Origin of the sequence: Flagellimonas ulvae (assembly GCF_049333175.1) — a bacterium.
Classification (GTDB): Bacteria; Bacteroidota; Bacteroidia; order Flavobacteriales; family Flavobacteriaceae; genus Flagellimonas.
Map to the genome: position 1 here is coordinate 1,410,619 of NZ_CP186325.1, position 20,128 is coordinate 1,430,746.

Annotated in this window: 19 protein-coding genes; 6 read left to right on the top strand and 13 right to left on the bottom strand. The window is 38.8% G+C overall.

Translation table 11 applies throughout. From position 1 onward, the window contains the following. The first annotated feature begins 2 nt into the window (after window positions 1-2). Together ACOKFD_RS06475 and ACOKFD_RS06480 are read left to right on the top strand one after the other, a co-directional pair. A complete protein-coding gene (locus tag ACOKFD_RS06475; protein WP_422860490.1) occupies window positions 3-416 on the top strand; it encodes a DUF3995 domain-containing protein in 414 nt (137 codons plus the stop codon). A 68-nt stretch (window positions 417-484) separates the two neighbouring features. Then, the gene (locus tag ACOKFD_RS06480; RefSeq protein WP_422860491.1) at window positions 485-1,015 is read left to right on the top strand and encodes a thioredoxin family protein; all 531 of its coding nucleotides are present in this window, start codon (window positions 485-487) and stop codon (window positions 1,013-1,015) included. 6 nt (window positions 1,016-1,021) lie between these two features. Here the strand turns inward: ACOKFD_RS06480 and guaB are convergent, their stop codons facing one another. Further along, a complete protein-coding gene (gene guaB, locus ACOKFD_RS06485) occupies window positions 1,022-2,494 on the bottom strand; it encodes an IMP dehydrogenase (protein ID WP_422860492.1) in 1,473 nt (490 codons plus the stop codon). 148 nt (window positions 2,495-2,642) lie between these two features. Here guaB and ACOKFD_RS06490 point away from each other — a divergent pair, with 148 nt between their 5' ends. After that, window positions 2,643-2,993 carry a DUF6686 family protein gene (locus ACOKFD_RS06490; protein WP_422860493.1) on the top strand — a complete coding sequence of 117 codons (351 nt, stop codon included), beginning with the start codon at window positions 2,643-2,645 and terminating at the stop codon, window positions 2,991-2,993. A 417-nt stretch (window positions 2,994-3,410) separates the two neighbouring features. Here the strand turns inward: ACOKFD_RS06490 and ACOKFD_RS06495 are convergent, their stop codons facing one another. The 8 genes from ACOKFD_RS06495 to ACOKFD_RS06530 form a co-directional block, all read right to left on the bottom strand. Further along, on the bottom strand, window positions 3,411-5,882 hold the full coding sequence (locus ACOKFD_RS06495; RefSeq protein WP_422860494.1) for a TonB-dependent receptor domain-containing protein: 2,472 nt from the start codon (window positions 5,880-5,882) through the stop codon (window positions 3,411-3,413). Continuing rightward, complete coding sequence (locus ACOKFD_RS06500; RefSeq protein ID WP_422860495.1) at window positions 5,863-7,230, bottom strand: HTTM domain-containing protein; 1,368 nt, start codon at window positions 7,228-7,230, stop codon at window positions 5,863-5,865. The genes ACOKFD_RS06495 and ACOKFD_RS06500 overlap by 20 nt, the downstream gene beginning before the upstream one ends. Further along, entirely contained in the window at window positions 7,230-8,396 is a 1,167-nt protein-coding gene (locus tag ACOKFD_RS06505; protein WP_422860496.1) for an imelysin family protein, read from the bottom strand. Before ACOKFD_RS06505 ends, ACOKFD_RS06500 begins: the two co-directional genes overlap by 1 nt. Window positions 8,397-8,518: 122 nt before the next feature. Continuing rightward, window positions 8,519-9,847, bottom strand: a complete 1,329-nt coding sequence (locus tag ACOKFD_RS06510; protein WP_422860497.1) for a DUF4856 domain-containing protein — start codon at window positions 9,845-9,847, stop codon at window positions 8,519-8,521. 133 nt (window positions 9,848-9,980) lie between these two features. Beyond that, window positions 9,981-10,844, bottom strand: a complete 864-nt coding sequence (locus ACOKFD_RS06515; protein ID WP_422860498.1) for a hydroxymethylglutaryl-CoA lyase — start codon at window positions 10,842-10,844, stop codon at window positions 9,981-9,983. Window positions 10,845-10,868: 24 nt separating this feature from the next. After that, window positions 10,869-11,519, bottom strand: a complete 651-nt coding sequence (locus ACOKFD_RS06520) for a LysE family translocator (RefSeq protein ID WP_422860499.1) — start codon at window positions 11,517-11,519, stop codon at window positions 10,869-10,871. Beyond that, on the bottom strand, window positions 11,512-12,567 hold the full coding sequence (locus ACOKFD_RS06525) for a quinone-dependent dihydroorotate dehydrogenase (RefSeq protein WP_422860500.1): 1,056 nt from the start codon (window positions 12,565-12,567) through the stop codon (window positions 11,512-11,514). Before ACOKFD_RS06525 ends, ACOKFD_RS06520 begins: the two co-directional genes overlap by 8 nt. A gap of 55 nt (window positions 12,568-12,622) precedes the next feature. Then, the gene (locus tag ACOKFD_RS06530; RefSeq protein WP_422860501.1) at window positions 12,623-13,042 is read right to left on the bottom strand and encodes a hypothetical protein; all 420 of its coding nucleotides are present in this window, start codon (window positions 13,040-13,042) and stop codon (window positions 12,623-12,625) included. A 96-nt stretch (window positions 13,043-13,138) separates the two neighbouring features. Here ACOKFD_RS06530 and pepT point away from each other — a divergent pair, with 96 nt between their 5' ends. Together pepT and ACOKFD_RS06540 are read left to right on the top strand one after the other, a co-directional pair. Continuing rightward, window positions 13,139-14,368 (top strand): peptidase T, encoded by a 1,230-nt coding sequence (gene pepT, locus ACOKFD_RS06535; protein WP_422860502.1) that lies wholly within the window; start codon window positions 13,139-13,141, stop codon window positions 14,366-14,368. 1 nt (window position 14,369) lies between these two features. Then, entirely contained in the window at window positions 14,370-14,963 is a 594-nt protein-coding gene (locus ACOKFD_RS06540) for a YdeI/OmpD-associated family protein (protein WP_422860503.1), read from the top strand. A gap of 22 nt (window positions 14,964-14,985) precedes the next feature. Here ACOKFD_RS06540 and ACOKFD_RS06545 read toward each other — a convergent pair whose 3' ends face one another. From ACOKFD_RS06545 to nusB, 4 genes are all read right to left on the bottom strand, one after another. After that, window positions 14,986-16,311: a Gfo/Idh/MocA family protein gene (locus ACOKFD_RS06545; protein WP_422860504.1), complete on the bottom strand. Its 1,326-nt coding sequence runs from the start codon at window positions 16,309-16,311 to the stop codon at window positions 14,986-14,988. Between the two features lie 117 nt (window positions 16,312-16,428). Continuing rightward, entirely contained in the window at window positions 16,429-16,719 is a 291-nt protein-coding gene (gene yajC / locus ACOKFD_RS06550; RefSeq protein ID WP_422860505.1) for a preprotein translocase subunit YajC, read from the bottom strand. A gap of 14 nt (window positions 16,720-16,733) precedes the next feature. Continuing rightward, window positions 16,734-17,219, bottom strand: coding sequence for a DUF1573 domain-containing protein (locus ACOKFD_RS06555; RefSeq protein ID WP_422860506.1), 486 nt, complete (start codon window positions 17,217-17,219; stop codon window positions 16,734-16,736). Window positions 17,220-17,259: 40 nt separating this feature from the next. Continuing rightward, window positions 17,260-18,207, bottom strand: coding sequence for a transcription antitermination factor NusB (gene nusB / locus ACOKFD_RS06560; RefSeq protein ID WP_422860507.1), 948 nt, complete (start codon window positions 18,205-18,207; stop codon window positions 17,260-17,262). Between the two features lie 169 nt (window positions 18,208-18,376). Between nusB and ACOKFD_RS06565 the strand changes: the two genes are divergently transcribed. Beyond that, a complete protein-coding gene (locus tag ACOKFD_RS06565; RefSeq protein WP_422860508.1) occupies window positions 18,377-20,128 on the top strand; it encodes an ABC transporter ATP-binding protein in 1,752 nt (583 codons plus the stop codon).

Consider the following 20,128-nt stretch of genomic DNA (forward strand, 5'->3'; position numbering starts at 1 on the left):
ACATGGATGTATTGGCCATATTTATATCCATCACGTTTACTTTTTTGGCCGTGCTACATTTTTATTGGTCGCTATTTGGAATTAAAAACCCAGAAAAGGTGGTACCCGCTATTGGCTCTGAGCAAAAGGTAAAAACTCCGGGGAAATTTGCCGCGGCCCTGGTTGGTTTGGCGTTACTAGGTTTTGCACTTGTTTTTCTGAACAGGGTGGTAATGTACCTAGATTTCTATTGGCTTAAGTATGTTTCTATTGGCATAGGTGTCATTTTTCTTGTTAGAGCCCTTGGTGATTTCAAATACGTGGGTTTTTTCAAAACTTCCAAAGACAGTAAATTTTCCGCTCTGGATACTCGTTATTACTCACCACTATGTTTGCTAATGGGCACGCTTATCTTAATATTGGAACTATTTTCCTGAACACTATTTTGGCATAATTTTCGTTAGTTTTGATAGAGTCCAAGGACTAAACCCTCAAAATCATGCTTATGCGTTCTATTTTTACTCTTTTTTCCCAAACCAGCTTATTACTTTTATTGGTGTCTGGATTTCACGCTCAAGCCCAATCTGTTGAATGGATAAGTTGGGAAGAAGCTGTCCAGTTGACACAAAACGAAACAAATCCAAAGAAAATATTTGTAGATGTTTACACCGATTGGTGCGGATGGTGCAAAAAAATGGATAAAGATACTTTTCAAAACCCTGAGGTTGCGGCTTATATGCAAGACAACTTTTACATGGTAAAGTTTGATGCCGAAGGAAAAGACCCTATCGAATATCAAGGTAAAACTTTCAAATACGTGCCTTCTGGAAGAAGAGGATATCATGAATTGGCAGCAGCGCTGCTTCAAGGTAAGATGAGCTATCCAACGGTAGTATTTCTTGATGAAAAGCTAAATATGCTTTCTCCTGTTCCAGGATATCAAAAAGCCAAACCCTTCTTAAAAATCGCTCGATATTTTGGAGATAACATTTACAAAAACCAAGATTGGAAGGAGTACGATAAGGCGAGCAAATAACTCAAATTATCTACTGTAATTCGGACTCTCCTTAGTAATAGTCACATCATGCGGATGACTTTCATGGATACCGCTCGCTGTTATTTTAACAAATCGTCCGGTTTCCTTTAAAGTTTCAATATCTTTGGCGCCACAATAACCCATACCAGCACGAAGGCCACCAATAAATTGGTGGACACTTTCAAAAAGGTCTCCTTTATAAGGTACACGACCTACAATACCTTCCGGAACTAATTTCTTGATATCGTCTTCCACATCTTGGAAATAACGGTCTTTACTACCTTCTTTCATGGCTTCTACCGAACCCATTCCACGATAGGATTTAAACTTTCGTCCTTCATATATAATAGTCTCGCCTGGAGATTCTTTTGTCCCAGCCAGCAAAGAACCCAACATTACCGTATCGGCTCCAGCCGCAATGGCCTTTGGAATATCTCCAGTATATCGAATACCACCATCAGCAATTACGGGTACTCCAGTACCTTTAATAGCAGCAGCCACCTCCAACACTGCGGAAAATTGAGGGAATCCTACCCCTGCAACTACTCGAGTTGTACATATTGAACCAGGTCCAATACCCACCTTTACAGCATCGGCCCCTGCTTCTACCAAATATTTTGCTGCTTCACCAGTGGCTATGTTGCCCACAATAACATCGAGTTCAGGAAATTTCTGTTTTACCGCCTTTAAAGCTCTAACAACTCCTTTGGAGTGCCCATGTGCAGTATCTATTACAATGGCGTCTACACCTGCATTTACCAGTGCCTCTGCCCTATCTACTGAGTCTGGGGTTACCCCAATAGCGGCTGCTACTCTAAGTCTTCCATATTGGTCCTTATTGGCAATAGGTTTTTGAGTGAGCTTGGTAATATCCCTAAAGGTAATTAGCCCTACCAACTTATTGTCATCATTTACTACAGGAAGCTTTTCAATCTTATTTTCCTGTAGAATAACCTCGGCCTCAGTCAATGATGTACCTTCACTTACGGTAACCAGATTTTCGGAAGTCATTACTTCAGAAATAGACCTTTCTTCATTTTTCTCAAACCGTAAATCGCGATTGGTTACAATACCAATTAATTTTTGTTCATCATCAACTATTGGGATGCCACCAATACTATGTTCCTTCATACTGGCCTTGGCATCCTTAACATAAGAATCCAATGGTAAAGTAACGGGGTCCATAATCATACCACTTTCCGCCCTTTTTACCTTTCGCACTTTATTGGCCTGTTGTTCAATGGTCATGTTCTTGTGGAGCACACCGATACCTCCCTCTCTAGCCATAGCAATGGCCATTTGTGATTCGGTAACCGTGTCCATTGCCGCAGAGACAATAGGAACATTGATACTTATATTTTTTGTAAACTTGGTTTGAATGCTTACTTCTCTGGGAAGTATTTCTGAATAACCAGGCACTAAGAGGACATCGTCATAGGTCAATCCCTCGCCAACAATTTTTGAAAGATGGGCTTCCATTGCAATTACGGATTAATTGCGTGCAAATATACCATATTTTATATGAAGTCTCACCTACATCACAAATCGATGATTTGGTTTGAAATATCATTTATTTTTATTTAGACTTGTTTTAAATAATATTATATTTGAGTATCAATTCAAATCTATGTGCACTGCCCTTAAATTTTTGAACCAGACCAAAAATGGACACTTTACGTTTTGTGATAATTCTAAACTATTTCAAATTACATTTAACAACTTGTGTTTTGAGTTCTATGAGTGGGAATTGGAGAATTTTAAATCCTACATAGCAGCACTGATGAAAACTAAATGGGATTCTCCCCATAAAGATACATTTCGGTCCAAAAAGGTACCTATTTCGGTGGGCAATAAATATTTTGTTATACTTGTCTCGGAGGAAGAACTTTTTGAATTGGATGCATTATTGAATCTTGAGACAAAAAAGATACCTATACTACATGCCAAAGACATCAACTACAGGTTTATAGAAAACTAGCTTCCTAAGTGTTCTCAGGAGTTAGTAGGTTTGAAAGCGGCACTAGGATTCTGCCGCTTTCTTTTTTAATCAATCTAAATACAAATACCTGAAAAACAACTATTTAAATTGTTTCTAAGTCAAGGCAATTTTAATTTTATAGGGAATAAAAAAATTGATTGTTATGCCTATAAGATTAGCCACAAATTGTACGAATTGCACAAACTTTACAAACGGTAGTACTTGTGTTCAACACAATATTCCAGTATCTGAAAGACATACTTGTGATAGTTTTTCCATGAAGGATGCCCTAAAGGATGATATGAACTGCGGAACATGTTCCCGTTTTAGCACACCTACATGTCCTCACCCTGGAAAAGCATCAAAAGAAATGTTATGTTCCAAGTGGGCTCCACAGGCTGTTGCCTAAGTAAAAGTCTATAATTTCACTTGCAGGGTTGTATAAAAAGTTCTAGGCTCAGCGGGAATAATCCCTGGACCAGGATATCCGGTGGCCCTTCTGGTGAAATACGAATTATCCAAAACATTGTTGATTCCGGCTTCTAGCCGGAATTTTTTATAGGTATACGAAAAGGAGAGGTCCATGATATCATACGCTGGAATGGTTCCCTCAATGCCCCGTTGGTTGTCGTTGACATCTTGTGGTGCGTTGGTCGCGTCTGTAAATTGTTCAGATAAGTAAGTATACTGAAGGCTTCCCAAGAAATTTCCATAACCAAAACTAACACCTGTTTTCAGATTGATTTCCGGAATAAACTCTACTTGATTTCCTTCAACATTGTTTTGCTCAGACTGAGTGTATTCTGAATTTGTCCACGCTAAGTTGATGAAGTAGTTCAACTTGACCTTCTCCAAACCTGGAAACGCTATTTTTTTAATATTTAAGTCTGCAAATGATTCAAGACCATAAATAAATGCCGTACCTATATTTCCTCGAAAACGCACCACCCTTCCCGTTTCTACCTCTTCTCCAAGTGCATTCGTTCTTGTTTCATTGCGCAATACTTCTCCTAATCGCTCATCATACAATAGACCGTATCCACTTAAATCATAATTCAAAACTTCATTTAATCTTCCTCTTATTCCCAAATCAGCAGTGAATCCATCCTCGTCCGAAATATTAGGGTCTATTTGGAACGAAGGGTTTACCACGCGGATATCACTAAAGGTAACCGAGCGATAATTCTGCGAAAAATTACCATAAACTTCAACTGTATTTGACGGCTTAAAGGAAGCACCCAGACCTAACAACAAAAAGTTTCTCTCAAAAGTTCTGTTGTCTTGCACTTCTTCGTTCAAAAGTGGGTTGCCAGCTAAGTCCAAAACGATATTCTGAAAGCTGCCCTCACTCTCGGTCTTGATATATTCGAAACGAAACCCTGGGGTTAAGGAGAACTTTTTAGATAGATTGAAGATGTTTTCTCCAAATAGGGCGACATTCAAATTGGGAAATTCAAATTGAGATTGGCGTTCAAAGTTTGGAAATTCATCGTCTGCAAATTCAAAATTTGGATTGGCATCATTACTACCGGGGCCTTGTCTTTGATCATTTGAGGTTTGATAATACTTTGATTCCAAAAGCAAAACAGCATCGTTATTTTTCAACTTGTACCTTGTCAAAATACGGGCCTCCGCACCCCAATTATAAAAGTTATCAACCAGTAACTCCCTAGGTTCTTCCGGGTCATCAGGTTGTGAGACTCTATTAGTTCTGAATCCAAGTGCCTGTCTTGAAGCGTCTAAGGCAAAAAGATTAATACTAAAGTCGGTTTTTGGCGAAAATTGGTGTTCCAGTCTCAGGGAAAATAGCTTCCAATCAACATCGAACCAATTGCGGTCACGATTACTGAATTCAGGATTTTCCAAGAATTGTACATCTGTAAGTCCTCCAGGTTGCTTTGCCAGATAATTTAGGAGTGTAGTCTCCAAGGCCAGACTGGTTTTTCTTGACAATTGGTATTTAAAATGCCCAAAATAATTACGGCTACCAAATCTGGAATTAGGTCGAAATCCGTTACCTTCTTTATAGTTGAAATAGGTGTAATAACTGAAGTCCCCAATAGTTCCAGATAAACTATTAAAGCTAGTTTTTAAATCAAAAGAGCCTACGGTCTGTCTGGAAACCCATTCCAATTTTTTGTTGGGGTTTGGCTTGTTAAACTTAAAGTTTACCAAACCTCCAAACTGCGGACCATATTGGAGTGAAGCCGCTCCCCAAACTACTTGAATCTGATCCAAAGCTTCCGCAGGTGGGGTGTAATAGCTCTCTGGATATCCTAGTGCATCGGCACTTATGTCATAACCATTTTGACGTACATTGAAGTTGGCCGTACGATTCGGGTCCAATCCCCTACCCCCAATGTTTAACTGTAACCCTGCATCACCATAATCAAAAATATTGAGTCCTGCTACTTGACTATAAAGCTGCCTCGGGTTATTTGCTGCTAAATTACCTGGAATGTTTCCCACAAGGACTACCTCACTTTTCTTTCCAGCATAGATTGCGGTGCCTTCTACGGTTTTTAGTTTCTGAAGAGCAAAAACCTTTTCCCGTTCTTGGGTAAGAATAACTTCTGAAAGTTCTTGAACGGCCAATGCTTCAAGTTGAAACTGTAACTCTCTGGATGCCGTTAGCTCCAAGGTTTCCTCAATCACGCTGAATCCGTAAGCAAAAATGACAATGTCGTAAATACCAGGCTCAATGTTATCAATTGTAAATTGGCCATCTTCCTGGGTAATACTTAAGGTTTGGTTTTGTCTTAGGTAAGCTTCGGCACCCAGTATTGGAGCACCTTGTCCATCAGTTACTATACCGCTAACGGTAATTTGACTAAAAACCGAAGCGCTGAACAATAAAAAGCACGCAATATTAAATGCCTTTGATATCATCTTTAAAAGGGATTATCCATTTTTTGTGGTGAAACGATTCTTTTTCTTCCACTAAGTTTATTGTAGTGTCAATATAATCCGTACTCCGACGTCCATTGAGCGTGACATAGCTTTCCACATAAACTTCAATGTTCTTGTGACCTTGACTTTCGAAGTGATTTTTTAGGTAGTGGGCATATTCCAAAATGAAATCAGGTTGAAAAGACATTTGCTTCTCCTGAAAAGGGGTTAAGAAATCTGAATTATCTACATAAAACCACTTTCCCGACTTACCATCCACAATTTTGAATTGAGAATACCCAGCCTTTTCAACAAGCATAACCCGCCATGAAAACCGATAGCCTTCTTCAGTCCAAAACAATTCTCCCGGGTAAGCTAAATAACGCCATGGCAATAGTAATTGAATACTAAAAAATAGGGTCAACGTTCCGTATACTAGTCGTTTTCGCAGCTTTGGTTGCAAATTGAACTGAATTGCATTGTCGAATGTTGATTTATTGATTCTTAACAGTGTTGCAAAAAATTGTAGGATTCTATGGTGCGTACCACTACTGAAAAAAATAAGGGAAGAAACAATCATGATATAGGGAAACATTCCAATATTGAACAGAATCCGGGTCATTACATGAAAAACCACTACAAAGAAAAAAGCAACCCAACGTGTGGGTTTATAGAGCAAGAAAAAAGGAATGGTCAAATCGTAAAGAGCCCCAAACCAACTAAAACCATAGTGCACCCAACGGTATCCCATAAGTTCGCCAATCAGCGGTAAATCTGTTTTGGAGGGCAACCATATGCGCAATGGCGTAGCGTCCAACAACCAATCTGAATTTAATTTGGCCAAACCAGCATAAACATAAACTATCGCCAAAAGTAATTTGATGGCATCTACGTTCCACTTGGGGACAAACTGAAATCTTTTTTTAGGGTTCAACTTGGCATCTACCGAAAAGTAGGCATTTGCAGGAATAAAAATCAATAGAAACGATAAGATACTGATAAAGTAATAGTGGTTGAGATACGTGGTCTTATCCATCAGTTCGATGTAGGTAAAGCAGAGAAAAAAGGTAACTATGGCTACCCGATACTTATACCCAATAAGCACAAAAATTGAAGCAAGACCACATAAGATAAAAAGGAGATATGTCCAGTTTCCAAAAGGCTTTACCCATTCAAAGCCATAATAGGAAAAATGGAATTTGGGTTCCAGGTACAGGCTTTCAATCCAGCCATTGTACCAAAACCGAATGACACTCCAAACCATCATAATTCCAAAAAAAATGCGAAAGACCGCCAATGAGGCGGCCTCTGCATTTTTGGAAAGATATATCTCAATTCTTTTTTTCATTAGTCTCCATCGGCATCAACAAAATCGATGGCAATACTCATCGCAGATACCATATCTACCTTAAGGAGGGATACCGCACGTTGAACCTCATCGTAAGCGGCGAACATGTCTGTAGCCGGATTATTCGTTTCGATTTCGGTTCTGAACGGCTGTAAAGTCCCAACAGCAGTTCGTGCACTTTCAAACTGATTTAAAATATCATCACGAAGACTTTCTTCGCCGAGTGCCACTAAATAAGAAGCTAAGCTTTCACCAGTATTCTCCGTTCCAAATTCTACACCATTAAAAAAGTCTTGTACTGCATTCAGACCATCTTGGAATAATTGATTGGAAAGTTCTGGGTAAAAGAACGATTCAATCGTGTTTGGAGCTTGGTTCCCTGTAAATACTCCTAAAGGAATACCCATTTTACCGGCCCTTAAAAACTTTTCGTAGTAAAAAATAAAGTCATTTACGTATCTATCTACCGAGGCGGTGGCCGAAGAACCGTCGTTAGTTACAAAAGTATCTCTATAACCATCTTGCCAGGCATCACGAACGGCTGTAACACGTGTTTGGATGTCGTTTAGGACATCTTGCAAATAGGTCATATACGCATTACCCGTGTCTGCATCGGCAAAAATAGCTACGATTTCAGCATCTGTTGCGGCAACACCATTCAACAGATAATCAAGTGCCGGAAATCCTTTGGTATCTCGGTTTGATGGTAAATCTAAATTGTACGTTCCTGTTTCAATATGAGTTTCAATCAAATCAAAATCCGTAGGATACGTATTAATGTTAAGCCGAAGTCCATTATCCTCAGCTGGTCCAATTTCAAACATGGAGATAAACTGCCAGCTTCTGTAGGCATCAATCCAAGTGGCTCTTAAACGTCTTAGGTTATCTTCATTGATATCCCCTTGAAACCTTTCAAAATCTGATTCTAAAGCATCAAAGATGCCCAAAAAGGAGTTGTAAGACGGAAGAATAATATTATCCGCCCAATTGGTCAACATCTCACCACGGTCAAAAGTGACGGACGCACCATCATCATCTGAAACGCCATCATCATCAGTGACACCCATATCATCAGTTGGGTTCTCCGTATCATCTCCATCAGAAGAGCAGGCCCAAATAAGGAGGGCCATAAACACAGGCAGAATCCAATAAATACTTCTTTTCATAATTTTTTTTCAAAAATAAACATTAAAACACGATAGAAACAAAGGATGCAAAACGATAAATGTTTAGCATCCTTCATTATTTTAATTCATATAGCGTAACATGGTAATATGTTGCTTAAAGTTTAATCAACCTCTGCAGTAGTAAAACTAAATTTAGCTGCTATAGCGTCAGCAACTGTATTCAGATTTTCTTCTGTTACATTCCAAAAACCGTTGGTAGGGTCATTGTAAATTGTATCTAAATACCCGAGAACTTCGTCTCTAGTGAAATAGAAACTCAAATCCGTACCTGGAGATCTTAAAAATTGTAAACTATAAATAAAACCATACGCCTCAGATAAATCATGGAAAGTAGTTCCTGGTTGAGCACCACCTAAACCAGCAATACCTGCCTTCAGATAGTGCACAGCTCTAACTGCTACTACCGTGGCAATTTGTTCTCTTAGAATATCAGCTTGGGCATCACGCTCAGCATAGTCTTTGTTGATAATGGCTGTTCTACCTGCTTTGTATGCATCAAAAATAGCGGCGGCAGTACCATCAAAATTAGCCTCTACATTGTCAACGTATTTATATAAGAATTCATCAGAACCTGAACTGAAAGCACTTGGATCCGCTCCTTCAAGTAAAGCAGCTACCGGATTTTCACCATCTGCAGCCACACCAAAGAAGTACCCATAAGCTTCATCCCAGTCATGCTCCATATCGGTATAGTTTTTACCATCCACGATAACCTCATTGTCATTGTCATCTTCAAATTGGGCTAACTGACCAGGATCAGTATAATTATTAAGAATCTGGTCCGATACAAAAGCACCCGTAAGACCCTTGATAAAAGCTTGGTCTAGCTCTAATCCTCTTCCATTTACGTAGCGTGTTGAAGAGCCATCGGGCAATTGGCCCGCATTGCCTTCCGTGGCTACTTGGTTCCAAAAAGGAAATACATCCTCAACCTGCTCGGTGACGTATCCATCAAAATCAGCTTTAACGGTAGATGATGCTATAGATGGTAAAAGTTGGGTAAAGACAAAAGAACCCGCGGTTTTATTTCGTATCTGCTTATCCGAAGCATTTAAATCCGCATCGCTAAAATCGGCAGCTCCTTCCATATGAGCAAACGCCGCATCTATTTCATCTTCTGTTGAGGTATTGTCTCTTAATAATGCAAGGATTTCACTGGCCATCAACAGACGGGTAGTTTGTCCGCTAAAGCTAACCGTGGATTCCCCATCTCGTTCAAAAACATAGGTTGAAGGAATTTCAACAGCGGTGGTACAAGGAGTACATGCACTTCCTCCGCAGTCTACACCAGTTTCATCACCATTTTGGATACCATCATCACATGTGGCAACTACCATATCATCATCATCTATATCCATATCATCGTCATCCGAACATGAGGCAAAGAGTAGAGAAAATATGGCTATCAAAAGAAGATTTCTTGAATACATTCTTGTTTATTTAGATTAAATATTAATTGAGCAGCGAAAGTAGAGCACCTATTGCATTTAAACAAGAGTTATCTAGAATAAGTTTAAATAAATTTAAGATTTAACAATATGGAAATATTTATACGCCAGAAGCTCAATGATATACAGAAAACAGCTCCGTAGCTTTGTTGTAAGCTGCTTCAAAAACCATCCAGTTCACTCCGGTATCCACTTTTTGAGATGTGAAATAAGAAAGCATTTTCTCAGTAGGCATATTCCCTGTCAATTCATCTTTGGCCATAGGACATCCGCCGAAGCCTTGAACGGCTCCATCAAACCTTCTACAACCCGCCTGATAAGCAGCCTCCACTTTTTCGTGCCACCTTGTCGGTGTGGTATGTAAATGAGCGCCAAACTCGATTTCTGGGTATTTTGGAATCAAATTGGAGAACAAATAATCAATTACTTCTGGGGTAGAACTTCCTATGGTATCGGACAAGGATAAAATCCCAACACCCATAGCTGCTAGCTTTTCTGTCCATTCCCCTACAATTTCAACATTCCAAGGGTCTCCATACGGATTGCCAAAACCCATGGAAATATAGGTTACAACTTCTTTGTTTGTGTTAGTGGCAATTTCCAAAATGCCCTTCAGCGTTTCTACGGATTGCGCTATGGTCTTATGGGTATTCCGCATTTGGAAGTTTTCGGAAATGGAGAAAGGATACCCTAAATAATTTATTTCTTCATGTTTAGAAGCATCAGAGGCTCCTCTTACATTGGCCACAATAGCCAAAAGTTTACTTCGAGTCTTTGATAGGTCCAACGCATGTAAAACCTCAGCTGTGTCCACCATCTGCGGGATAGCCTTTGGAGAGACAAAGCTCCCAAAATCTATGGTGTCGAAACCACATCCTAGAAGAGATTGTATGTATTTGACTTTTTCCTTGGTAGGAATAAAAGTTTTGATGCCTTGCATGGCATCTCGGGGACATTCAATCAGTTTTACTTCAGACATAATGGGCTATAAAAATACCACTATTTATGATAGTAGCAGATAGACTGCGATACCCACAAAAACAAAAATCTGGGTCCATTTTAGTACTATTCCCGCTTTGACATTTTTTGTAACAAACTTGGAAATACTGCCTGAAAGCATGGCTATACTTCCAAAAATAATTAAGGTTACCACAATAAAAAGAAAACCTAGAACATAAAATTGAACCACATGGTTCATATCTGTACTAAATAAAAAACCAGGAAAAAAAGCCAAGAAGAATATGGTCACCTTCGGATTGAGCACATTCATGGTAAACCCTGTCCAAAACAATTTACGCGGAGCTTGTTTGGATGTTTTTGATGCCGATATCTCTATTTTTGCTTCACTACGAAAAACCTTGAAAGCCAAATACAACAAATATGCAACTCCAAACAGTTTTATCAACCAAAAGAGGGTATCACTTCTTTTTATAATCTCTGATACGCCAAATGCCAACAAGGTGGTATGCACCAAACATCCTGAGGCTAATCCCAAAACAACAGCAAGACCCGATTTGACCCCATTCGCTAAACTTTGAGTCAATACAAAAATATTATCAGGTCCCGGAGAAATTCCCAAAATGGCAGTAGATAGAACAAATCCTCCCAATACGGGATAACTAATAGTTAAGCCAATGAGCAATGTCTCAAGCATGGACTGCCTTTCTGGCCCGTTCCAAGATAGCCTGATTGATTCTTTTTACCAAACTTGGGCCTTCGTACACAAAACCAGTGTACAGTTGAATCAAATCTGCACCTGCATCCAACTTTTCAAGTGCATCCTCTGGGGAATGTATACCCCCTACTCCAATGATTGGAAAAGATTTATTACTGTTCTCTGCCAAAAAGCGAATAACCTCGGTGCTTCGTTTTGTAAGGGGTTTTCCACTTAACCCGCCTTTTTCTTCGGTTAAAATCAGGAGAGATTTTAAGTCTTTTCGAGCAATAGTGGTATTCGTTGCTATTACCCCATCAATTCCCGTAGTGGTAACTATTTCAATGATGTCCAACAATTGGTCGTCAGTCAAATCCGGTGCAATTTTAAGTAGAATAGGTTTTTGTTTAGCAGCCTGTTTCTTGGCCATTTTAGTATTTTGTTGCTTCAATTTGTTCAACATATAGGTCAAAGGCCCTCTATCCTGTAATTCACGCAATCCTGGAGTGTTTGGAGAGCTTACGTTCACTACAAAGTAGTCCACATGTTCAAATAAAGCTTCATGGCATATAAGATAGTCCCTTACCGCATCCTCGTTTGGTGTAGCTTTATTTTTTCCAATGTTTCCACCCACTAAAACACGATGCTTTTTCTTCAACTGATCCACCGCTTCAAACACACCCTTGTTATTGAATCCCATTCTATTGATAATGGCTTGGTCTTCTATCAATCTAAAAAGTCGTTTTTTAGGATTGCCAGATTGCGGTTTTGGGGTCAAAGTGCCTATCTCAACAAAACCAAAACCATAATCGGAGAACTCATTGTATAATTTGGCATCTTTATCAAATCCGGCGGCCAAACCTACGGGATTTTTAAACTTGAGTCCGAAAACTTCTCGTTCCAACAGGGAATCTTCAACCACAAACTTTTTGCGCATAAGCCCTCCCATTCCCAATTTGGAAAGTAGTTTAATCATGGTAAATGAAAAATGATGGGCGTTTTCTGCATCCAACAGAAAAAGCAAGGGGCGTATCAGAAGCTTGTACATTCAGAAAAACTTTATACAAAAATAGAAACTCTAAAAACCCAACGTAAGGAATCTGCTATTTTTCATTAACTGAATTGTCAACCTGCATTGGACTCATGGAAATCATACCACAAAGTTCAACATACAAATCATACTGTTTCTGGTTGAATGTACCCAACAAACGTCTATCAATACTTCTGGAATTACTTTTCATACTGTCCAAAAGCTGCCGATACTCATAAGACATTTCCATCAAAACTGAAGGTGGACTTTCTTGATGCTTATTGAGAAGGGATTTAGCCTTATCTTTTAAATAGGTGTTTCTTACTTCAAGTTCAGCACTCCAGTTTTTTAAGCTCTCTCTTTGTTCTTCGTTCAATTGGAAAACTTCAATGATAGTCTCGTTGTCCTTTCCTCCAACACCTAAGGTGCAATCCATCTGGGCGGAAGAAAAAAAGAAAGAGAATAAAAGTGCAAATAGTAGTAGTTTTTTCAAATAGCTGTTGTTTAATTATCAGAAAGATAGGAGCTACCTTCAAGGTTTAATCAAAATCACGATTGAATAAGCATTATTTTTGTTGAAAAGCACTTTATGGAGCAATTATTACCCCGTTTTTTGGAATATGTAGCTATAGATACCCAAAGCGATCCCTATTCCAAAACCACCCCTAGTACTCAAAAACAGCTTAATCTTGCCAAAAAATTAGTTACGGAACTACATTCCATAGGAATGGAAGAAGTTTCGATTGATGCTAATGGATATATTATGGCTACGCTTCCCAGTAACATTGAAAAAAATGTACCCGTAATTGGCTTTATAGCGCATATGGACACTACTCCAGATTTTACAGGTAAAAACGTTTCCCCCCAAATAGTGAAAGAGTATGACGGGGGGGATATTGTGCTCAACAAAGGAAAAAGAATTGTGCTTTCTCCAGATTATTTTCCTGAACTGTTGCAGTACACGGGTCAAACTTTAATTACTACAGACGGTACTACGCTTCTAGGGGCTGATGACAAAGCGGGGGTGGCCGAAATTGTAACGGCCATGGAGTATTTACGTGAACATCCAGAAATTAAGCACGGTAAGATTAGAGTAGCCTTTACTCCTGATGAAGAAATTGGAAGAGGCGCCCACAAGTTTGATGTCAAGAAGTTTGGTGCAGAATGGGCCTATACCATGGATGGTAGCCAAATAGGGGAATTGGAGTTTGAAAATTTCAATGCGGCTGGTGCAACTATAAAAATAAAGGGCAAAAGTGTACACCCAGGTTATGCCAAAGATAAAATGGTCAATGCCATACACATTGCCAATCAATTTTTAAGTCTGCTACCCCAGCATGAAGTTCCGGAAAAAACCGAAGGACGTGATGGCTTTTTTCATGTCCATAAAATTAAAGGAGGTGTTGAGGAAGCAGAGATAGAACTTATTGTACGCGATCATGATGCCCAACATTTTGAAGCCAGAAAACAGCTATTGAAAGATATTGTTGAAAAGCTATCCCTCAAATTTGGTGATTCTATTGATTTAAATATTGAAAATCAGTATTTTAATATGCGAGAAAAGGTAGAACCTGTTTTTCACATTGTTGAGATTGCAGAGGAGGCGATAAAATCCCTGAATATTGAACCTATCATAAAACCCATTAGAGGCGGGACCGACGGTTCACAATTAAGCTTTATGGGATTGCCTTGCCCCAACATATTTGCAGGAGGGCACAATTTTCATGGAAAATATGAATATGTTCCCTTGGAAAGCATGCAAAAAGCAGTAGAAGTCATTGTAAAAATCTGTGAGCTTACTGCAATTCAAATCAAATAATATGACCACATCTGAAAAAATAGAAGCATACTACGAAAAGGAACATCCTTTTAAGGAAGGGATTGCAATCCTAAGAGGTATAGCAAAGCAAACCGAAGCCAAAGAGGATTATAAATGGAATTTTCCGGTGTATACCATAGGAAACAAAAATGTTTTGGGTATTTGCAGGTTTAAGCATCATTTTGGAATTTGGTTCTTCAATGGTTCTTTTTTGAAAGACCCAAGAAAGGTGCTGGAGAATGCTCAAGAAGGGAAAACCAAGGCAATGCGTCATTGGAAATTTAGTGCAATTTCCGAGATTGATTCTGAGAATGTGTTAGCTTATATGATGGAGGCCATAGAAAACCAAAAAAATGGTCTTGAATTAAAAACTGAAAAGAATAGCAAGGATTTGGTGATTCCAGAAATGCTAAAAGAATATCTAGACGAACAAGAAGCTTTGAAAAAAGCATTTCAACATTTTTCCATGTACAAACAAAAGGAGTTCTGTGAATTTTTGATGGAGGCCAAACAAGAGACCACCAAAAAGAAAAGATTGGAAAAAATTGTCCCCCTGATCAAGCAAGGCGTAGGATTAAATGATAAGTATCGGTAATAGTGTTTTGCTCTGAAAACTGTTATTCAGGTAACTTCCATCCATTATGGTAGGTTGCCGTGAGAAATTGGTTTGCGTTTTCCTCCGTAAACTTGTTTTTTTCTTCATCCCAATAAATACGATTCCCTGTTTTATAGGCCACATTGCCCATGTGAGAAACAATTGTCGTGTCATAGCCCACCTGTATTGGTGCATTTAGTACAGATGAATCTCGGGTTTTTACCGCTTCAATAAAGTTTTGGGTATGCAAATCCAATCCGTTTGTGCCATCACTTATTTTTAAGGGTATCTTTTCCATTCTATCTATTCCCTCTTTTCCCCAGCCTTGAAATTCTTTTTCCGGAATGACCTCCCACCCATCTCTATCCAAAACCAAAGTTCCCATATTTCCTATAAAGGCTATTCCATGATTTCTACCATAGTTACCACCATCTATCCCGGTAGCATGTTCCCATAGAATAGAGAACTGGTCAAATTCAAAAACCGTTTGTAAGGTATCAGGAGTCTCAGAAGCATCGTTTGGATAGGCAAACTTACCTCCTAGGGCCATAACCGAATTTGGACGGGATGCTTTCATTCCATAAAGCGCATAATCCATTAAATGTACGCCCCAGTCAGTCATGAGTCCTCCTGCATAATCCCAAAACCATCGAAAGTTAAAATGAAATCTATTTTGGTTAAAGGCCCTTTTCGGAGCAGGCCCTAACCACATATCATAATCAACACCTGATGGCACCGTACTATCTGGAACGACAGTTACTGGCTTCATCCATCCCTGATACGCCCACGCTTTTGCCAATCGTATTTGACCCAATTTACCAGAATGGACAAAATCAATGGCATCCTTAAAATGGGGTTGACTCCGCTGCCATTGACCAATCTGCACCATGCGATCACTAGCCTTTACGTGCTTGAGCATTACATCACACTCTTGTACCGAATTGGCAATAGGCTTTTCGCAATACGCATCTTTGCCAGCCATAATAGTATCCGTCAATTGTAGGCAATGCCAATGATCGGGTGTACCAATAATGACTATATCAACATCTTTATCTTCAAGCATTTTTCGGTAATCTCCATATAATTTTGGCTTCTTAATATTTGCCTTTTTAAGTTCATCCACTCTGGACTCAAGTACATTTTTATCTACATCGCATAGCGCAACCACCTGTACATCGCTAATTTTTAACATGGAGAGCAAATTGGCAAAGCCCATTCCTTTACAACCAATAAGACCTACTTGTATTTGATCGTTTGGACTTACCCTTTTTCTGAGGGTAGCTAATAATTCAACAGGAAAAAAGAAAGATGCTCCTACGCCAGTAGCGAGCAAAGTACTTTTCTTCATGAAGTTTCTTCGGGTAACCATGGTTAACTTATTTGTTGTAACAAGTTACCATTTTACCAATGAACAAAAAAAACGCTGACAGTTGCCAGCGTTTTCAAGTTTTACGGATAAACCAAATCATTTCTTTGGTGGTGGAGCATTTAACTTTTTGCTCATTTCCATGGAAATGGCAGAGCGGTCAAACTTAAGTCGACCTGCCATGGTCTCAATCACGCAAGAAAAATCTTTGTCATTCAACTCTACTATTTTCCCGTGAAGTCCACTTTTAGTTATGATTTTATCTCCTTTTTTTAGTTCCGAAGCAAACTTTTTCTCATCCTTCTGACGTTTGACTTGCGGGCGAATCATAAAAAAATACGCCACTACAAAAATCAGTATCAGTGGTAAAAATTGTCCTATATTTTCCATGTATGGGAAGGGTCTTATTTAACCGGACCAGCTTGTACTGGGGCCGCATTTTTTGGGTTTACAAATGCTTTGATTCTAAGAATCTCAGAGCCTTTTTGTGTGTTTGCCGTAACGGTAATTGTCTTTGTCACTTGGTTTTGACCAGACCCATTGAACTTCACCAATAGCTCACCACTTTCTCCTGGTGCGATAGGTGTATTTTTAGGATACTCGGGCACTGTACACCCACAGCTACTCTTTGCATCTGTAATAATCAACGGCGCATTACCAGTGTTGGTAAATTTAAAAAGCGTTTCTTGAGGGGTACCTTGCGTAATGGTACCAAAATCATGTTCAGATACATCAAAAGTCATTACAGGTAAGTTTTTCTGGGCTGCATCCCTTGTTGAAGCATTGTCCACATTATCAGCCACAATTTTGCTGGAAGCCTTGTCCTTGCAAGAAAGACCAACAAATGCCACTACCATAACCAAGCTAAAGATTGTTGTTATTCTTTTCATTCTTAAGATTTTGTTTTTTCAAAAATAATCAATTAAAAAATTATTGAAGGCCCCTTCCCATTTTTTGCAATCGACCTTCTTTCTTATACTCTTTGGCCAACTTGTCCAATACACCATTAATGAAGATGCTGCTTTTGGGAGTGGAATACTCTTTGGCAATTTCAAGATATTCGTTCAGAGTTACTTTTTCTGGTATTGAAGAAAAATTAAGCAACTCACATATTGCCATTTTAAGGATAATGGAATCTATTTCAGCAATCCTATCATTATCCCAATTTGGGGTTTTCCCTTCTATCTCCTTTTCCCATTGAGCATCATTTAAAAGAGTTTTAGTGAGCAGCTTCTTCGCAAAATCCAAATCCTGCTCATCCTTTAACAACCGTGGTAGAAAATAATTGTCCCCTACCGTAGAATCTGCTTTTTTAAGACGTTTTAAAAGAAAGGTGTTCACAATGGGGAAATCATCAATCCAAGTCAGCTTATCATCCTCAAAATACTCATAGATTTTCTCATTGGGTGCTATCACATTCTTGAACAAATCCAATACCAACTGTTTGTCTTCGTCATAACTGCTCTTACCACTTGTCATGTAAGACTTGTAAAAAGAACTGGCTAAAACATCTTTGAGAATAATTTTCACATAATCCTCATTTAAGTACCAATTGTTAAGTTTTCGCTTGGAAGTATATTCTTTAAGAAGAGGATTCTGGGTAATTTGAACCAAAAGTTGATTTTTGACAAACTTTTCAGGAGTGGGATAGCTATCCTCCTCGGTAGCCAGATACTTTTTTGAAGACAGCTCTACATGTTTTTCAGCCAAGGTATGTAACTCCTTTATTAGACTGAGCATCAAAACATAGAGCACGTACATATTGTCTATGCTCATCTTCAGGAACTTTTGTTGTTTTTCCAAAGATTCGTCTTTGGATTGAATCAATGCGTAGATGCATTGCATCACTTTTACACGGATGTGCCTTCTTGTTAGCATTTAAAAGAACTTTAAAGTCGTTTTTTGGCTTTTACAGCGCAAAAGTAATCTTATATTTTAATCCCTCCCACTCAAGTTCCTTTCTTATCAGTTTTATAACATTTATTTCAATATTGATCATCTATATTTGCCCGGCTATTGTTTAAAACTCTGACCACCTTTTCTCCTGATGAAGGAACTAAAACACCTTACTAAGTATTTTAAAAAATATCGGCTCAAGTTGTTGCTGGGTATAGTAATTACGATTATTGCCAGATTATTTTCATTGGTAGTCCCAAATTATGTCAACCAATCCATAGGAGTTATTGAAAACTATTTGGGAGATACCATTTCTTTATCTCAGGCCAAATCCACATTGTTTCAATACATTTTAATCATTGTTGGGACTGCCTTGCTTTCAGCTCTGTTCACTTTCTTGATGAGACAAACTATTATAAACGTTTCACGTTACATTGAATATGACTTAAAGAATGAGGTTTTTGACCACTATCAGATACTTACGCTCGATTTTTATAAAAAGAACCGGATTGGGGATTTGATGAATCGTATAAGCGAGGATATCAATCAGGTTCGGTTATATGCGGGTCCGGTTATCATGTATGGCATGAATACGGTCACCATTTTCATCTGTGTGATAACTATAATGTTTATTAAGGCTCCTACCTTGGCAGCTTATACACTTATCCCTCTGCCGGTTCTTTCTGTTCTGATTTATCAAATCAGCAAAATAATCCACCTAAGAAGCACCAAAGTACAGGAGTTTCTATCATCACTATCCACATTTGCACAAGAGTCTTTTTCAGGGGTGGCAGTGATAAAGGCGTACGGTATAGAACCACAAGTAAATCAAGAACTGCAAGGTCTGGCCATTGAAGGAAAGGATACCAGTATGGATTTGGCCAAAGTAAACGCTTGGTTTTTTCCACTTATGATTTTGCTCATAGGTATCAGCAACATCATCGTTATCTACTTTGGTGGACAAATGTATATTGATGGAAAAATAGCATCATTTGGGCTAATTGCTGAATTCATTTTATACGTAAACATGCTTACATGGCCTGTAGCCGTAGTGGGTTGGCTCACATCCATTGTACAAAGGGCCGAAGCTTCTCAAAAACGCATCAATGAGTTTTTATTGGTAGAACCTGATATTATTAATGAAGTAAGTACAGATACACCCATTGAAGGGAATATCGAATTTAGAAATGTGACCTTTACTTATGAGGATACAGAAATAACTGCCCTTAAAAATGTTTCGTTTTTCATAAAGGCCGGACAGACCGTGGCCATTCTAGGTAAAATAGGTTCTGGAAAATCTACCATTTTAGATTTAATAGCCAGACTTTACGATACTTCGTCAGGCGATATTTTAATTGACGGCAAACCAATTAGAAAATTAAATCTGAATGATTTACGACTGGCAATCGGTGCAGTTCCGCAAGACGCTTTCCTTTTTTCAGATACCATAGAGAACAACATACGGTTTGGGAACGAACATGCAAGTTTTGATGAAATTGTTGAAGTGGCTAAAAAAGCAGTAGTCCATAATAATATTGAGGGGTTTGCCCAAAAGTATGATACCATTTTGGGCGAAAGGGGAATAACGCTGAGCGGAGGTCAAAAACAACGGGTTTCCATTGCCCGTGCTCTTTTAAAAGACCCAAAAATATATTTGTTTGATGATTGCCTATCTGCTGTTGACACAGAAACAGAAGAAGAAATCTTGAACAATTTAAAACAGGCTTCCAAGAACAAAACCACATTAATTGTAAGTCACCGGGTCTCTTCTGCCAAGAATGCAGACCACATAATTATTTTGGACCAAGGTGAGATTATTCAAGAGGGAACCCATGAGGAATTGAATAGCAAAGATGGCTACTACAAGGAACTTTACCAAACCCAACTCTCCGAGAAAGAATGA

Bases quoted from the DNA above. Each gene is read 5' to 3' on its own strand.
- ACOKFD_RS06475 (WP_422860490.1), top strand. From the start codon at position 3: ATGGATGTATTGGCCATATTTATATCCATCACGTTTACTTTTTTGGCC.
- ACOKFD_RS06480 (WP_422860491.1), top strand. From the start codon at position 485: ATGCGTTCTATTTTTACTCTTTTTTCCCAAACCAGCTTATTACTTTTA.
- guaB (WP_422860492.1), bottom strand. From the start codon at position 2,494: ATGGAAGCCCATCTTTCAAAAATTGTTGGCGAGGGATTGACCTATGAC.
- ACOKFD_RS06490 (WP_422860493.1), top strand. From the start codon at position 2,643: ATGTGCACTGCCCTTAAATTTTTGAACCAGACCAAAAATGGACACTTT.
- ACOKFD_RS06495 (WP_422860494.1), bottom strand. From the start codon at position 5,882: ATGATATCAAAGGCATTTAATATTGCGTGCTTTTTATTGTTCAGCGCT.
- ACOKFD_RS06500 (WP_422860495.1), bottom strand. From the start codon at position 7,230: ATGAAAAAAAGAATTGAGATATATCTTTCCAAAAATGCAGAGGCCGCC.
- ACOKFD_RS06505 (WP_422860496.1), bottom strand. From the start codon at position 8,396: ATGAAAAGAAGTATTTATTGGATTCTGCCTGTGTTTATGGCCCTCCTT.
- ACOKFD_RS06510 (WP_422860497.1), bottom strand. From the start codon at position 9,847: ATGTATTCAAGAAATCTTCTTTTGATAGCCATATTTTCTCTACTCTTT.
- ACOKFD_RS06515 (WP_422860498.1), bottom strand. From the start codon at position 10,844: ATGTCTGAAGTAAAACTGATTGAATGTCCCCGAGATGCCATGCAAGGC.
- ACOKFD_RS06520 (WP_422860499.1), bottom strand. From the start codon at position 11,519: ATGCTTGAGACATTGCTCATTGGCTTAACTATTAGTTATCCCGTATTG.
- ACOKFD_RS06525 (WP_422860500.1), bottom strand. From the start codon at position 12,567: ATGTACAAGCTTCTGATACGCCCCTTGCTTTTTCTGTTGGATGCAGAA.
- pepT (WP_422860502.1), top strand. From the start codon at position 13,139: ATGGAGCAATTATTACCCCGTTTTTTGGAATATGTAGCTATAGATACC.
- ACOKFD_RS06540 (WP_422860503.1), top strand. From the start codon at position 14,370: ATGACCACATCTGAAAAAATAGAAGCATACTACGAAAAGGAACATCCT.
- ACOKFD_RS06545 (WP_422860504.1), bottom strand. From the start codon at position 16,311: ATGAAGAAAAGTACTTTGCTCGCTACTGGCGTAGGAGCATCTTTCTTT.
- yajC (WP_422860505.1), bottom strand. From the start codon at position 16,719: ATGGAAAATATAGGACAATTTTTACCACTGATACTGATTTTTGTAGTG.
- ACOKFD_RS06555 (WP_422860506.1), bottom strand. From the start codon at position 17,219: ATGAAAAGAATAACAACAATCTTTAGCTTGGTTATGGTAGTGGCATTT.
- nusB (WP_422860507.1), bottom strand. From the start codon at position 18,207: ATGCTAACAAGAAGGCACATCCGTGTAAAAGTGATGCAATGCATCTAC.
- ACOKFD_RS06565 (WP_422860508.1), top strand. From the start codon at position 18,377: ATGAAGGAACTAAAACACCTTACTAAGTATTTTAAAAAATATCGGCTC.